Raw genomic sequence first — 15,230 nt, forward strand, 5'->3', positions numbered from 1 at the left:
ATGGACCAGCCCCCGCTCGACAACAAGACGGACTTCGCCGTGCACCCGCAGCTCCTCGTCGATCGGGACGGCGAGAAGCTTGTCGCCATCGTCAAGGCGAGCTTCGAGCTCCAGGAGGACGGCGGCTTCGAGCTGTCGCCGCCCGAGCGCGCGCGGGGGGTCCGCTTCGCCGATCTGCCCTGGGAGGAGGACAAGCCGGAGAGCATCGCGTACCCGGCGGACGTGTGCCTCTTCAAGCCGGCCACCGACGTGATCTTCGTGGCCCGGGCGTGCGCGCCGAGCGGCAGGGCGGTGCCTTCCTTCGACGTGCGCGTCGAGATCGGCCCGCTCCGGAAGTCGCTCGTCGTGTTCGGCAGGCGGCTCTGGGTGGACAAGGGCGCCGGCCTCACCGCGCCGGCGCCGATCGAGGAGATCGACATGCGCTACGACCACGCCTGGGGCGGGAGGGACGACGAGGATCCCGCGGCGCTCGTCGAGGAGCCGCGCAACCCGATCGGCACGGGCGTCACGCGCGCGCCGGCCTCGCTCACCCATCAGCCGGCGCCGAGCATCGAGGACCCTGCCTACCCGATCAGGACCGCGAAGACCGCGCCGCCGCCCGCGGGGATCGGGGTCGTCGGCCGGCACTGGGAGCCGCGCCGCCGGTACGCCGGGACCTACGACGCGACCTGGCGAGAGCTCCGCGCGCCGCTGCTGCCCGAGGACTTCGACCCTCGCTACAACCTCTGCGCCTCGCCGGGCCTGATCGCGGATCCGCCGCTCGCGGGCGGCGAGCCGGTGCGGGTGCTCAACCTGACGCCCGACGGGGCGCTCAGCTTCGAGCTCCCGCGGGTGCAGGTGGAGATCGAGTTCCAGGTGAAGGACCGCGCGCCGGTCGGCTTCGCGCCCCACCTCGACACGGTGCTCGTCGATCTCTACGCCACCGGCCCGCAGAAGCCGGTGGCCGTCGAGATGGTCTGGCGCGCGCACGTCAAGGCGCCGCGGCGGATGAAGGACGCGCGCGTGATCGTGCGCGAGCGGGGGCGAGCGTGAGGCCCCTCGCCGTCATGGTGGCCGCGGGCGCGGTCACGCCCGTCGGGCTGCGCTCGATCGACAGCGCCTTCTCGCACCGCGCCGCGGCCGCGGCGATGCGCGAGGCGCCGCTCGTCGATGGGGCCGGCGAGCCGGTCACGATGTGCTTCCTCCCCACGCTCGATCCGCTCGTCACGGGGGCGCCGCGCGCCGCCCTGCTCGCGGCGCGCGCGCTCGGCGAGGCGCTCGAGAAGCTCGGCCCCGCGGCGCGCGGGCTGCGGATGCAGATGACCCTGTGCCTGGACGAGCACCTCGGGCAGCGGCCGCCTGGGGGGGAGGCCCCGGCGCAGTGGCTCGCCGCCGAGCTCGCCGCGCGGGCGCAGGCGCACGCGCCGGAGCTCGCGGTCAAGGTCTCGACGCGCGGCTCCGCCGCGGCGGGGTTCGTGCTGCCGGAGCTGTGCGACGCGCTCGGGCGTGGCGCGATCGACGCGGCGCTGCTCGGCGGCGTGCACACCGACTACGATCCCGCGCGCATCGCCGCGCTCGACGCCGCGGGCCGGATCTTCCGGCCGGACAACCTCGACGCGCTCATCCCCGGGGAGTGCGCGGCGTTCGTGGTGCTCATGCGCCCCGACGTCGCGCGCCGCGCGCTCCTCCGCGAGCAGGGGCAGATCGTCGGCGTGGCGACAGCGCACGAGCGGGCGCGCCCGGACAACGATGAATCCGCGTTCCAGGCCGCGGGCCTCACCGCCGCGCTCCGCTCCGCGCTCGCGCCGCTGTCCGAGCGCGGGCTGCGCGCCGGCTGGATGCTCACCGACCTGACGTTCGAGACGTTCCGCCATTTCGAGCTCCAGGCGGCCTCGGTGCGCACACAGCACCTCTTCTGCGATCCGCAGCAGGTGGAGAGCCCCGCCCAGCGGATAGGCCATCTCGGCGCCGCGGCCATGCCGCTGCACCTCTCCATCGTGTCGGAGGGTTTCACGCGCGGGTTCGCGCCTCACCCGTGCGCGGTCTCCGTCGCGGGGAGCGACGGCGGGGAGCGCGCGGCGCTGGTGGTCGTGGCGCCGGGCTGACGGCGAGCGCGGCGGGGGCGCTGGCTGGGGGCGATGCGCCACGGAGGGATCGGCTGCGGCTCTTCACGGCTCCTCTGGGATGCCGTGTCTTATGTGCGCGACGGCGCGGGGGACCTCCTGGAGACGACCGATGCGCTCGGGCTGCTCCTGCGGTGCACGTACGACGCGCGCGGCCTGCGCCTCTCCGCTGAGATGCCGAACGGCGCCCTCACCCGCTTCGAGTACGACGCAACGACAACGGCACGCCGCGCGCGCCCTGCCCGAACTGCTCGCAGCTCATCGGCAACCTTCAAGGGCGCTGGGGAGCTCCCGCGGCATCGTCCGTGCAACCCGGTTACGACAACGCGGACGGCAGGGGTAGCATGACCAACTATACCCCGCCATTACCCAATTACCTCGGACCTCGCAAACGATATCGATGAGGTGGAGCTGATCTCCATGGTCGAGCAAACAGGCAATTCGAACGAGCTGAGCGCGCTGGCCCGGGAGCTCCTGGAGCGGCTCGACCTGCGCCGCCTCGCGGAGTGGACCGTCCCGCGCGACGATCTGCAGCGCGAGCTCTCCGCCATGGGGTGGCCCTGCTCCGAGGCGGTGGTCCGCGCAGAAGAGGCGGTGGGCGGGTTCAGCCATCCTCCGAACGGCGTCTTCGGCGTGCACGCGTCGCTGCGCTACCTGCGCGGGGACGCGCCGTGGCTCCGCGACGACCTGCAGAGCTATGGGCTGCGCGCCGACCCGCGGGATGCGTCGTCGTGGTTGCTTCCCGTGTGGCTGGTACACGACCCGCGGCTCTGGCTCGCGCTCGATGGGCGCGTCTACTACGGCAGCCACATTGACGGCCCGGCATACCTCGCGCTCGCCTTCGAGGACGTGCGCCATTATTGGGAGGTGCTGGCGCTCCTGGACGGCTTCGTCGTGGCGTTCATGCGCCCGCTTGCGATGCCTCGCCCGCGCCTCGAGACGTCGAGCCTCGCCGGCGAGGCGATCGCGCGCGAGCTGGGGCTCGCCTCCTTCGCGCCTGCCTCGCGCGGTGCCACGCGGGCGTGGATCGGGCCGGGCCTGCACGCGGTGGAGCTCGATATCCCGGGGTTTAAGCGCGGCACCGACGTGGTCTCCGACACGACCGAGGGGATCGTCCTCGCCGCCACGCAGGCCCTCGACGGGGGCGGCACGGCCCGAATCACGAGCCCGGAGGCGCTGGATGCCGATCTCTTGGCAACGCTCCCGGCCCCCACCCGCGAAGAGCTTATGACGAGCCACGTGTACATCTGGGGAAAACACGCCGATTACGAGGACGATCGCTACCGTCGTCGTCATCGCGGCTCGTAGTACCGGCAAGAGTCGTCTCGGTCGAACGTCGACCGCTTCGCGCTCGACGCCGCGGGCCGGATCTTCCGGCCGGACAACCTCGACGCGCTCATCCCCGGGGAGTGCGCGGCGTTCGTTATTTCAGGAAGAGCAGATCCGGACTCTCGCCCGGGAAGTAGTTGATCCCCGCGACCGGCGTGCCCATCTGCTCCTCCGCCAGCGTGTAGCCGTCGCGGATCAAGGCGCCGTACACCGGGTGCGCTCCGACGTTCGGCGTGTCGAGGGAGTCGACCGCATTCCGGTTGAACGAGTACACGGCGTTCCTGAACCTGAACGCGGGATCGTGCCTGTTGAACGCGGGGATCCCCTCGACCTGCGCCGCGAACTGCGACTTGTTCGGCTCCAGGTCCGACGGGTACTCCTTCGCGTGGAACACGATGATGACGTCGCCGTTCCACAGGTTGATGTGACCGTGAAACAGGTCTGCCCTCGAGAACCGGGAGGCGGTCATGACCCTCACCTTCTCGAAGACCGCGATGAAAAAGGCCCTCACGGCCACGTCGTCCAGGGTGCGGAGGCCGGTAAGGGGGTCCGCGGCTCCGCCGCTGGCCCAGTTGTTCGTCCTGAGGTAATTGGCTCCGTTGAACTGGCCGTTGTACGCCGACAGCCCGTCGATGTACGCCGGCAGCCGCACCGTGGTGAGCCCCACGAGGTTCTGCCGGATCTCGGCGGCGGTGGCCCCGGCCATCGCGTTCGCGAGCGCGCCGGGGACGGCGACGCCGAGCCGCTGCGTTCTCACGCCCTGGACCCACCGGCTCCCGGTGAACCACCTGTAGAGCAGGTAGCTGGCGCCTGCCGCGACGGCGAGGCCGCCGATGGCGAGGCCGATGGGCTGCGCGACCGCGGGCTCGGCCGCGTCGCCGCGCGCGCCCGGAGCGTCGTTTGCCGCTCGCCCGAACGCCGGGCGCGCCTGCGCGACGGTGGCTGGATGGGGGAACGGCCGCGCGGGCCCCCGGAGAGCGGTTTGCTTCTGCGCCACCCCGACGGTCGCGGGGTGCGGGGGACGCCTCGCGCCCGCCGCCGGCTGGGCGACCGTCGCCGGGTGGGGAGGGCGCGGTGAGCGGGCGGCGGTGGCCGGATGAGGTGTTTGCGCGCCCGTCGCGGCGCGAGGCTGGCCCGCCGTTGCAGGGGGTGAGGGTCTCTGCTGCACCACGGTCGCTGGATGGGGAGGCCGCGTCGCGCCGGCCAGAGACGGCGACCGCGACCGCGACCGCGTACCCGTATCAGAATTTCGGGGTGGCATCGGGTTGAGATCGAGGCTACCCGACGCTGTTGCGCTGTTCAACCGCCGCGGCCCCCGCAGCCCGCGCAAGCGCGGCCGTTTCCACGCAGCGTGGCCGAGGTGCTGCCGAATCGAGGTCGCGGGCGAGCGCATCAATATCCCGCTCCCGAGCTCGCTGCCGGCGGGGTCGGGTGATCCGCGTCGTGAACATCACGTGCTCAATGCTCATGTCGTTGCTCAAAGGCTCAGGCTCAGACTCCGGCGCGGGGCTCTCCTCATCGGTGCGTGGGCAGGAAACCGTCACGCGCTGCCCTGCGCTCTGAGCGCCGAAAAATCCGACCCCACCCCGCGTTCCCCGCGTCGGTTCCGCGCCGCGGCCCAGCGCCGGGCTTGGCGCCGCCCGCCGATCGCTTACCATGACCCCGATGGCCGCCACCTTCGCCACCTTCTCCCTCGAGGGCGACAAGATCCCCGCGGACACCGCCGTGACCGGCTTCGAGGCCATCGAGGCCGTCTCGACCCCCTACACGGTCGAGGTGCGCTTCGCGACGATGGACGCCGCCTTCCGGGTCGAGGACTGCCTGCGCAGCCGCCTCTGCCTGCGCGTCGTCGACACCGCCGGCAACGAGCGCCTGTTCGACGGCATCGTCGACCGCGCCGGCTTCGCGCGCATCGTGGGCGAGGCCCGCCAGTTCGACGTCCGCCTGCGGCCCGCCCTCGCGGCGCTCGCGCACCGCGAGGGGTGCCGCATCTTCCAGGAGAAGAGCGTCGTCCAGGTCGTGCAGACGGTCCTCGAGGAGGCGGGCTTCGGCGACAAGGTCGAGTGGCGGAACGCGAAGGAGTACGAGCCGCGCGAGTTCATCGTCCAGTACCGCGAGTCGCACCTCAACTTCGTCTCACGCCTCCTCGAGGACAACGGCCTCTTCTACTATTTCCGGCACGAGGCCGACGGGCACACGATGATCATCACCGACGACCCCGCCTCCTTCGCTGTCGAGGAGGGGACGCCTGTGCTCTTCCGCATGGCGCAGGGCGGCCTCCCCGGGAGCCTGCCGCTCGCCAAGCTCACGAGGACGCGCGCGCTGCGCACGAACCGCGTGGTTCTCCGGGACTACGATTTCGAGAAGCCCGACGTGAAGCCCGAGTCCTCGCTGCCCCGCAAGGAGGCCCTCGACCTGCCCTATTTCGAGTACCCCGCCGGCTTCACCAAGGGGAGCGTGGGCGCGCGCCGCGCCGACGCCCGCATGCGCGAGCTCTCCGCCGACGCCGACGTGTGCGAGGGCGAGAGCCGCGCCTCCGGGCTCAAGGTGGGCGAGCCGTTCCTCGTCGAGGGCGCCGCGGAGCCGTGCCTGAACGGCGAGTTCGTGGTCACCCACCTGCGCTCGCGCGGCAACCAGACGCTCACCGGCGGAGAGACGAACGTCGACGTCGAGAACCATTTTCGCGGCGTCCCCAAGGGCGCGCCCTTTGCGGCCGAGCGCCGCGCGCGGAGGCCGCGTATCCGCGGCATCCAGACCGCGGTCGTCACGGGGTCGAGCACCCAGGAGCAGGCGATCCACGTCGACAAATACGGCCGCATCAAGGTCCGCTTCTTCTGGGACCGGCAAGGCCAGCAAGACCACACGGCGAGCTGCTGGCTGCGCGTCTCGCAGGTCGCGATGGGCGGCTCGATGGTCCTCCCCCGCGTCGGCTGGGAGGTCTCCGTCGCCTTCCTCGACGGCGACCCGGACCGGCCGCTCGCCCTCGGGCGCACCTACAACGCCGAGAAGACGCCGCCCGCGGCGCTCCCCGCCGCCAAGGCCTCCGGGACGCTCAAGAGCATGTCGTCGCCGGGCGCGGGCGGCCATAACGAGATCGGCATGTCCGACAGCTCGGGGAGCCAGGGCTTCGGCGTCCACGCCCAGAAGGACCTCAACGTCACCGTCAAGAATGACAAGGTCGACGAGGTCGCGGTCAACGAGGAGCAGCACATCAGCGTGAACGGCTCCCGGTCGGTCAAGGTCGATGAGTCGATCTCCGTGGCCGGCGATCAATCGCTCGACGTCGGCGCGGTGCTCTCGCACAAGATCACGGGCAACCAGAGCATCTCGATCGGCGGCAACGACACGACAAACGCGATCAGCAACTACGTCGAGAAGATCACCGGCAACCGCGCCTACACGGTGAGCGGGAACCAGATCACGATCTCGAACGGCATCGAGCAGTCGATCACCGGCGACATGAGCCGCAAGGTCGGCGCGCTGCAGCTCTCCGGGAGCCTCGCCTCCATCAACGACAACGTCCTCGGCGGCATGACCGAGACCGTGGGCGCCGTGAAGGTGCAGCTCATCAACGGCAGCCACGGAGAGCAGATCTCGGCGAACAAGGACCAGACGTCGATCGCGGCCGAGCTCCACCTCACGAAGGGCTCCCTCTCCCATGTGGCGGCCGGCGTCACGAACCTCGTGGGCGGTCTCCATTACCAGAAGCTGAACGGCGATCTCGTTGTGCAGGCGCCGCTCATCACGCTCCTCGGCGCGGTCGGCTCCTTCAAGGGCGGTGGCAGCGAGCTCAAGCTCGGCGGCGGACCCATCGTGATCAAGGGGACCAAGATCGCGGTCAAGGGCGCGCTGGTGGTCAAGATGGGCGCGTCGATGAAGCTCGGATCGTGAGGTCCAGGGTCGCTTGTGAGGTGAAGAGTGGCTGAACATCAACTCCTCGCCGTCCCCGCCGTCAGCGTGGAGGGCAAGATCTACCGGGTGCTGCGCTTCGAGCTCACCGAGCAGCTCTCGGAGCTCACCCGCCTGGAATGCGAGCTGCTCGACGACGAGGCGGCGCTCCCGCGGCCGAAGGAGGTCGTCGGCAAGCGCGCGGTGTTCACGCTGTCGCGCAGCGACGACACGCAGACCCGCACCTTCGCGGGGACCATCGTCCTCGCCGAGCTCCTGCCCGACCCCGACGACGTGCCCACGCTGCGGCTCCATGTTGCGCCGGCGCTATGGAACCTGGCGCAGCGCGCCGACTGCCGGATCTTCCAGGAGAAGAGCGCGGTCGACATCGCGAAGGAGGTCCTGGAGAGCGCGGGCGTGCCCGCGAGCCAGCAGGACTGGCGCGTGACCGAGCCGCACCCCGCGCGGGTCTACACGGCCCAGTACCGCGAGCGGGACCTCGATTTCGTCCACCGCCTCCTCGCCGAGGAGGGGATCTACTTCGCGATCCACACGAAGGACGACGCGGACGTGGCCGTCTTCAGCGATTCGCCGACCGGCCTCGAGGACATCGAGGGCACGACGTCGCTGCCGTTCTTCCAGGACTTCGGCGTGGAGGGCTCGGCGGATCGCGTGGTGCGCCTCTCCCGCGAGGTCTCGGTGCGGAGCGACAAGGTGTTCGTCCGCGATTACAACCCGGAGAAGCCGTCGCTCAAGCTGGAGGCGTCGGCCGAGGGGAGCGACCCCGGGGAGCACGTGCTCGAGATCTACGACTATCCGGCGCGCACCGCCGACGTGAGCGGGGCCGAGCGGCTCGCCAGGGTGCTGCTCGACGCCGTGCAGGCCGAGCGCGACGTCGTGCGCGGCGAGACCGGCTCGCTCGCGCTGCTCCCGGGCCGGCGCTTCTCGGTGGGGGGCCACCCCTACGACCCGCTCAACCAGGAGTACCTCGTGGTCCGCTCGCGCATCGCCGGCAGCCGGCCGCGGAACTTCGAGCTCTCCGGCGGCGCCGCCGTGCAGGAGGGCGCGCGCGACCTGCGCTTCGTCTGCGAGTTCTGGGGCGTGCCGACCGGGACCACGCGCTACAGCCCGCCGCGGCGCGCCCGCGAGCAGGTCATCCCGGGCGTGCAGACCGCGATGACGACCGGGCCCTCGGGGCAGGAGATCCACACGGACGCGAGCGGGCAGGTGAAGGTCTCCTTCCACTGGGATCGATCCGGCAAGGAGGACGACACGTCGAGCCGCTGGATCCGCACGAGCCAGGTGCCGACCGGCGGCTCCATGCTGCTGCCGCGCGTCGGCTGGGAGGTCACGGTGCGCCACGTCGAGGGCGACGCGGACCGGCCCTTCGTGATGGGTCGCCTGTACAACGCGCTCACGCCGCCGCCCTACGCGCTGCCGAAGGAGGCCGGGAAGAGCTCCCTCCAGACCGCGACGACGCCGGGCGGGGGCAGCAGCAACGAGCTTCGTATGTCGGATACGAAGGGCGGCGAGGAGATGTTCATCAACGCCTCGAAGGACATGTCCACCGAGGTGAAGAACAACGCCACCGAGTCGATCGGCAACAACCACTCGAAGAAGATCGGCGCGGACCAGACGACGAACGTCACGAACAGCATGACGAGCAGCGTCGGGGCCAACCAGAAGGTCTCGGTCTCGGGCAACCAGGCGATGAAGGTGGAGACCTTCCACGTGAACGACATCGGCGGCGACCACACGCTCGCGATCGGCGGGAACCGCGACATGAAGGTCGGCGGGGATCACAAGCGCGACGTCGCCGGCGACAGCACGCTCAACGTCTCCGGCAACCAGATCGACCTCGTGGTCGGCTCGGTCACGGACCAGACCCTGGCCGCCTTCAACCACGAGGTCGGCGCGGCGCTCGTCGAGCTCACGCTGGGCCACCGCTCCGTGACGGTGCAGGGCGACCGGAGCGAGACGGCGACGGGCGCCAAGGTGATCGCGGTCAAGGCCGGGCGCGGCGTCCAGGTCGGCGGATCGATGAACGTGAAGGTCGGCGGCGCGATCGTCAACGTGGCCAACGGGGATCGCGTGGAGAGCTCGCTCGGCGCCTACACCGAGCTCGCGGGGGGCGCGCAGATCGTCAAGGCGAACAACGTCGTCTTCGAGGCGACCGGCGCGCTCACGCTGGTCATGGGCGCGTCGATCGTGTCGCTGACGCCCGCGAGCGTCGCGATCATCGGCCTGTCCGCGAAGCTCGACGGCGACGTCGCCGACACCGCCGCGCTGGTGATGGACAACTGAGGAGCAGGAGGCGAACGTGGCACGCGAGACGATTGCGCACTTCACGATCGAGGAAGTCCCCGCCGCCCGGGTGCTCCGCTTCGAGTCGATCCACGAGGCGGGCAGGCCGCTGGTGCTCGACGTCGAGGTGGTCCTCCACATGTTCCAGGAGCTCGACGCGATGATCGGGAAGAGCGCGGTGCTCTCCTTCGGCGCGCCCGGCGAGGCGCCGCGCGTCCTCGCCGGCACGGTGGAGGCCGCGACCTCGATCGGCTCCACCGAGCTCGGTATGGAGGCGAGCGGCGCGCGCTACGCCGTGCGCGTCGTCTCCTCCCTCGCGCTCCTCGCGCGCAGCGTCGACTCGCGCATCTTCCAGGAGATGAGCGCCAAGGAGATCGCCCAGCAGGTCCTCGAGGACCACGGGGTCGCGCGGGTCGCGTGGCGGCTCAGCGGCGACTGCCCGAAGCGCGAGTACTGCGTGCAGTACCAGGAGAGCGCGCTCGCGTTCATCTCGCGGCTCATGGAGCACGAGGGCATCTACAGCTTCGTCGAGGTGGACTCCGACGGGGAGCTCCTTGTCTTCGACGACGACAGCACCGTGGCCGCGCCGATCCCGGGAGACCCCGCGCTGCCGTTCCGGCGGCGCACCGGCCTGAGCGCGGCCGACGAGCGCGACGCGATCTACGCGATCCGCGAGCTCGAGCGGGTGCGCTCCGGCAAGTTCGTCCTCCGCGACTTCGACTTCAAGCGACCGCAGCTCGACCTCACCGCGACCGCGGCGTCGAGCGAGCACGCCGAGCTCGCGCGCTACGACTACCCGGGCGGCTATTTCGAGCCGAGCGACGGGCAGCGGCTCGCGCAGATCCGGCTCGAGGAGGAGCAGGTCGAGCGGCGCACGCTCGAGATCGAAGCGGTCTGCCCGCGCCTCGCGGTCGGCCAGAAGCTCACGATCACGGACGCCGGTGAGCTCGACGGCGAGTACTTCCTCTTCGCGGTGACGCACACCTTCGTCCACGACGACGGCGAGGAGCGCGAGGGCGCCGCGCCGCGATCGCGGTCGCGGGCGCGCCTCGTGCCGGCCGACGTGAAGTACAGGCCGCGGCGCATCACGCCGATCCCGGTCATCGAGGGGCCGCAGACGGCGACGGTGGTGGCGCCGGCCGGCTCGCAGCCCGAGGCGATCCACACCGACGAGCACGGCCGCTGCAAGGTCAAGTTCCACTGGGATCGCGGCGAGGCGACCGACGACAAGGCCTCGTGCTGGATGCGGGTCGCGCAGCTCCAGACCTCGGGCTCGATGATGCTCCCGCGCATCGGCTGGGAGATGATCGTCGAGTTCCTCGAGGGGAGCCCCGATCGTCCGATCGTCACCGGCCGCCTCTACAACGGCGTTTACATGCCGCCGTACGCGCTGCCGGAGGGCAAGACCCGCACGGCGATCCGGACCGCGAGCACGCCGGGCGGCGGCGGCGCCAACGAGGTCCGCTTCGAGGACAAGGCGGGCGCCGAGGAGATCATGATGCACGCCCAGCACGACATGAAGACGGCCGCCGCGAACAACGCCAAGAAGAACATCGGCAACAACGAGACCACGGTGATCGGGAACAACGCGTCCCTCGAGGTCGGCGGCAACCAGACGACGAAGATCACGAAGGGCTCGTCGAACACGGTGGGCGCGGATCAGACGATCAGCGTGGGCGGCAACCGCACCGTCGAGGTGAACGCGGTGTCGGCGGTGACGGCGAAGGGCAGCGCGACGACCACCGTGGGCGGGAACCAGTTCGAGATGGACGGCAACCCGCTCGAGGCGATGCTCGCGCTCGCGGCGCAGGCGGCGGTGCAGTTCGCGAGCGTGATGGCCAACAACGCGATCTCGGCGCTCCAGGGGCAGGTCGACGGCGCCATCCACCAGGTGATGGGGCCGATCAACGCGTTGACCCAGAAGGCGCAGGGGGTCGCGGGCGCGATGAGCGCCGTCGCCGGCGGGGACATGAGCCGCATGCCCGCGATGATCGCGGGCGCGTCGGGCATCCCCGGCGCGGGCCAGCTCGCGGCCTCGATGGGCGGCGGCGGCGGCGGCGGTGGTGGTGGCGGCGGCGCGCCGGGTGGGTCCGGCCCGCCCAACATGCTCGCGTCGATCGCCGCGAACGCGGCGCACAGCAGCCTCGCCGGTCGGGTCTTCGTCAAGCCGGAGGCGCTCGCCTCGGCGCTCGGGATGGACTCGAGCGGCGGCGGCGGCGAGTCGATGGCGAACGCCGCCGGACCGGAGGGCAACGTCGATGGCGTCGACGCGACAGATCGCGAGAAGGGGCCCGGGCACTCGACCGCGAAGGTCGCGGGCACCCACAAGGAGGACGTGGGATCGATGAAGGTCCTCGGCGCGATCAAGGACATCGACAACAACGTGACCGGCAAGAAGACGATCGACGTCGGCGCCGCGACGGTGCAGGTCGCGTTCGGCAGCTACGCGGAGAGCGTCACCGGCTCGAAGACCGAGAAGGCGACGGGGCTCGTGGTCCTCAGCAACGCGGGTGAGAGCGAGACGATCACCGGCTCGCGCACCGCGATGGTGGGCGGCGCGGTCGTCGACAAGCTCAAGGGGTCGCACATCGTGCAGGCCGTCGGGCCTGCGACGTTCATCGGGGCCTTCCACAAGGTGGAGGCGAAGGGCGCCATCGTCTTCAAGTGCGGCGCCAGCGAGGTGGTGATCGACGGCGGCGGCGTCACCATCACCTCGCCGCTCGTGGCGTTCCTGGCCCCGAAGATCCAGCTGCCGAAGAAGGTCTCGGAGGTGTGATGGCGTCCTCGTTCGACGGTGAGCCCAGGCAGTCCGGCGCTTCCACCGCGGTGGAGGAGCTGGAGCCCGCGATCGAGCCGGCGGGGGCGTCCGGAGCGCCGCGCGTGACCCTGGACGACGTGCTCGCCGAGCCGGCCGCGGCGGGCGCGGCGCCGCTCCCGGTGCGGAGCGCGCAGCCGCTCGGCGCCGCGATGCGGACCGCGCGCGTCGCCGCGATCGCCGGGCGGGGGGCGCGGATCGTCGTGCGGGGCTCGGCGGAGCCGCTCGAGGCGCTCGTCGCGCCCGAGGTCGACCCCGAGGTGATCGCCGACGCGCACGCCCGCGGCGACGCGGTGCTCGTCGAGCTCTGCGAGGGCGCGCTGCCGCTGATCGTCGGGGCCCTGACGACGCAGCGGCCGAAGGCGCTCCACCTCAAGGCGACGACCATCACCATCGAGGGCGAGCAGGAGCTGCTGCTGCGCTCCGGCCGGGGCGCGGTGCGCATCCGCGAGGACGGCGACATCGAGGTGGTGGGCAGCCGGATCAGCGCCGCGTCACGGGGGCTGTTCCGGATCGTGGGGAGGCTGCTGCGGCTGAACTGACGCCGCGCCGGGGCGGCGTCGCGGGGGCCGCGTTGGACCGCGTCTTCTGGGACATGGTCGCTCTCCGATGCTTCTGCGGCCAGTTCCCAGTCTCAACTTGGGCACTTTTCTCGTGAAATCCGCGGCCAGTGTTACATCAACGAGGATCGGCCTGCGGTGGTGTGCGATCGTGCGCTGTGGTGGCTTGCCATTGGAAATAATGGTCCGCGGCGCGGAACGAAGCCGCGCGCGCCCGCGGGCTGTGGCATCGACGCGCATCGAAAGGGACCGGCTCCGGGTCACCTGGCACTGGCGGGCGCGGCCACGCTCCACGGAGGGCGCTGGGTCGATGCTGCTGTGCGCGGCAGCGCTGGGACCTGGGACGTCAGCTACGCCGCGCCTGGAGCGATACCTTTGCGCCCATAGGGTGCTATTTTTCGTGTAAAATCAGCAAGTTGCGCGCTAACAATGACGTCCGGCACGATCACGCTTTGGCGAAGGAGGCATTGCCACAACCCGCCGGCGACGGCCGTTTCCGGTTCCTCGACGCAGCGTAGAGCCCCCTCTGGACCGCCGCTGCCGTACGTCGGAAAGGCCGGGGCCGGCTGTGTTCGCCGGGCGGCTCGGCACCACTGGGCACGTCCGGCGCTGACGCTCTCGGGCAGCGCATCGCCTGCCGCAACGGAGTCTCCTCTCGCGCGCTCGGTGTCTACCTGCCGGTCGGCACGGGAGAACGGCCCGCCATCATGTGACGCGTCGACGCATAGCGCCCTCGTCCGGGGGCGAAATTTCCACGGCTATGCTAGCGTGTCCGCCAAAGACCGATGGCACGGCGACAAGTTTTCATCATCTCTGACCTGCACCTCGGCGGCGCGTATCCCAGCGTCGAGCATCCGAGGGGCTTCCGGATCCTCACCCGAACCGATGTGCTGACGGCCTTCGTAGAGCAGGTACTCGCAAGGAGCGAGCCGACCGAGCTCGTCATCAACGGAGACTTCGTCGACTTCCTCGCCGAGGAGGATCGCCCCGGCCGCTGGGTGCCATTTGTCTCGGACCCGGAGGAAGCCACGCGCCGCCTCGACCGAATCGTGGAGCGCGACGCACCCTTCTTCCGCGCCTTGCGCGATCTCGTGCACAAGGGTCACCGCCTCACGGTGCTTCTCGGCAACCACGACATCGAGCTTTCGCTCCCGCTCGTCCGGCGCAGGCTCAAGGAGCACATCGGCGCCCTTGATGCAAGCACGTTCTCGTTCGTCTACGACGGGGAGGCATACGTCATCGGCGACGCATTGATCGAGCACGGCAACCGATACGACGGCTTCAACATCGTCGATCATGACAAGCTCCGGCAACTGCGCTCGGTCCAGTCGCGTCTCCTCTGGCCGGACAACGGGATCGCCTTCAAACCGCCTGCGGGCAGTCGGCTTGTCACGAACATCATGAACGAGATCAAGGGCGACTATCCGTTCGTCGATCTGCTCAAGCCGGAGACCGAAGCGACTATACCTATCTTGCTCGCCATCGACCCGGGCCTTCGCAGGCACTTTGTTGCAGTGCTGCGACTCCATCGCGAAGCGAACAAGCATGCTCCAGTTGCACCCGGTCGACCGAGGTACGCGAGCGACATGGCCGCGAGCACCGTCCCGATCGACGCGGTGGAGAACGCGAATGGCGCTCCCTCGGACGAGGATCTCCTCGTGAGCACGCTCGCGGACGTGATGGGACCGGAGGACGCGAGAAGCTTCGTCGATACCCTGGAGAACGATCCAGAGAGGATCGCGACCAGTAGCGACATCGCGGGAGGCGGGAAGTCGACGGCGCTGTCGCTCGTGCGGCTCGCCGGGATGAAGAGTGAGTCGCTTGAGAGGCGACTTCCTGTGCTGCTCACGGCGGTTCGGACACTGCAAAACGACAAGACGTTCGAGGAGGACAGCGAAACGGACAGAGCCTTCCTTGACGCTGCGACACGGCTGGCGAGCGTCGGCTTCCGCTGGATCATCTTCGGGCACACGCACCTAGCGAAGAAGGTCTCTCTCGGAGATGCGACGTACCTGAACACCGGGACGTGGGCGGATCTCATCCGCTTCCCCAAAGAGATCCTGTCGGGTTCCACGGAGCAGGCGATGGCTGGACTCCGTACGTTCGTCCATGACCTGAGGACGGATGGATATAAAAAGTGGATCAAGTTCGCCCCGACGTATGTTCGGCTCGACGTGGACGATGATACTGTGAAGCATGCGGAACTGATTCGTTACACCAGCTAAGGCGGAG

The 15,230-nt window shown here is 70.2% G+C and carries 9 protein-coding genes; 8 read left to right on the top strand and 1 reads right to left on the bottom strand.

Going from position 1 to position 15,230, the window contains the following annotated elements; genetic code table 11:
- The 3 genes from WME75_RS15925 to WME75_RS15935 all read left to right on the top strand — a co-directional run bounded on the left by WME75_RS15925 (position 1) and on the right by WME75_RS15935 (position 3,410).
- Positions 1–1,032 (top strand): DUF2169 family type VI secretion system accessory protein, encoded by a 1,032-nt coding sequence (locus tag WME75_RS15925; protein WP_437491563.1) that lies wholly within the window; start codon positions 1–3, stop codon positions 1,030–1,032.
- The gene (locus WME75_RS15930; protein WP_437491566.1) at positions 1,029–2,084 is read left to right on the top strand and encodes a beta-ketoacyl synthase N-terminal-like domain-containing protein; all 1,056 of its coding nucleotides are present in this window, start codon (positions 1,029–1,031) and stop codon (positions 2,082–2,084) included. The genes WME75_RS15925 and WME75_RS15930 overlap by 4 nt, the downstream gene beginning before the upstream one ends.
- A gap of 438 nt (positions 2,085–2,522) precedes the next feature.
- Entirely contained in the window at positions 2,523–3,410 is an 888-nt protein-coding gene (locus WME75_RS15935; RefSeq protein WP_437491569.1) for a hypothetical protein, read from the top strand.
- 115 nt (positions 3,411–3,525) lie between these two features.
- On the opposite strand, the gene WME75_RS15940 is transcribed toward WME75_RS15935, so the two are convergent.
- Positions 3,526–4,428: a hypothetical protein gene (locus WME75_RS15940; RefSeq protein WP_437491572.1), complete on the bottom strand. Its 903-nt coding sequence runs from the start codon at positions 4,426–4,428 to the stop codon at positions 3,526–3,528.
- A 668-nt stretch (positions 4,429–5,096) separates the two neighbouring features.
- Between WME75_RS15940 and WME75_RS15945 the strand changes: the two genes are divergently transcribed.
- The 5 genes from WME75_RS15945 (at position 5,097) to WME75_RS15965 (ending at position 15,223) form a co-directional block, all read left to right on the top strand.
- Positions 5,097–7,322: a type VI secretion system Vgr family protein gene (locus tag WME75_RS15945; RefSeq protein WP_437491575.1), complete on the top strand. Its 2,226-nt coding sequence runs from the start codon at positions 5,097–5,099 to the stop codon at positions 7,320–7,322.
- A gap of 27 nt (positions 7,323–7,349) precedes the next feature.
- The gene (locus WME75_RS15950) at positions 7,350–9,623 is read left to right on the top strand and encodes a type VI secretion system Vgr family protein (protein WP_437491578.1); all 2,274 of its coding nucleotides are present in this window, start codon (positions 7,350–7,352) and stop codon (positions 9,621–9,623) included.
- A gap of 16 nt (positions 9,624–9,639) precedes the next feature.
- On the top strand, positions 9,640–12,399 hold the full coding sequence (locus WME75_RS15955) for a type VI secretion system Vgr family protein (RefSeq protein ID WP_437491581.1): 2,760 nt from the start codon (positions 9,640–9,642) through the stop codon (positions 12,397–12,399).
- Positions 12,399–12,980 (top strand): hypothetical protein, encoded by a 582-nt coding sequence (locus WME75_RS15960; RefSeq protein ID WP_437491583.1) that lies wholly within the window; start codon positions 12,399–12,401, stop codon positions 12,978–12,980. The genes WME75_RS15955 and WME75_RS15960 overlap by 1 nt, the downstream gene beginning before the upstream one ends.
- Positions 12,981–13,783: 803 nt before the next feature.
- A complete protein-coding gene (locus WME75_RS15965; RefSeq protein WP_437491586.1) occupies positions 13,784–15,223 on the top strand; it encodes a metallophosphoesterase in 1,440 nt (479 codons plus the stop codon).
- The last annotated feature ends 7 nt before the right edge of the window (positions 15,224–15,230 follow it).

Origin of the sequence: Sorangium sp. So ce1014, assembly GCF_051521505.1 — a bacterium.
In the GTDB taxonomy this organism is placed as follows: Bacteria; Myxococcota_A; Polyangia; order Polyangiales; family Polyangiaceae; genus Sorangium.

Bases quoted from the DNA above. Each gene is read 5' to 3' on its own strand.
- WME75_RS15925 (WP_437491563.1), top strand. From the start codon at position 1: ATGGACCAGCCCCCGCTCGACAACAAGACGGACTTCGCCGTGCACCCG.
- WME75_RS15935 (WP_437491569.1), top strand. From the start codon at position 2,523: ATGGTCGAGCAAACAGGCAATTCGAACGAGCTGAGCGCGCTGGCCCGG.
- WME75_RS15945 (WP_437491575.1), top strand. From the start codon at position 5,097: ATGGCCGCCACCTTCGCCACCTTCTCCCTCGAGGGCGACAAGATCCCC.
- WME75_RS15960 (WP_437491583.1), top strand. From the start codon at position 12,399: ATGGCGTCCTCGTTCGACGGTGAGCCCAGGCAGTCCGGCGCTTCCACC.
- WME75_RS15965 (WP_437491586.1), top strand. From the start codon at position 13,784: ATGGCACGGCGACAAGTTTTCATCATCTCTGACCTGCACCTCGGCGGC.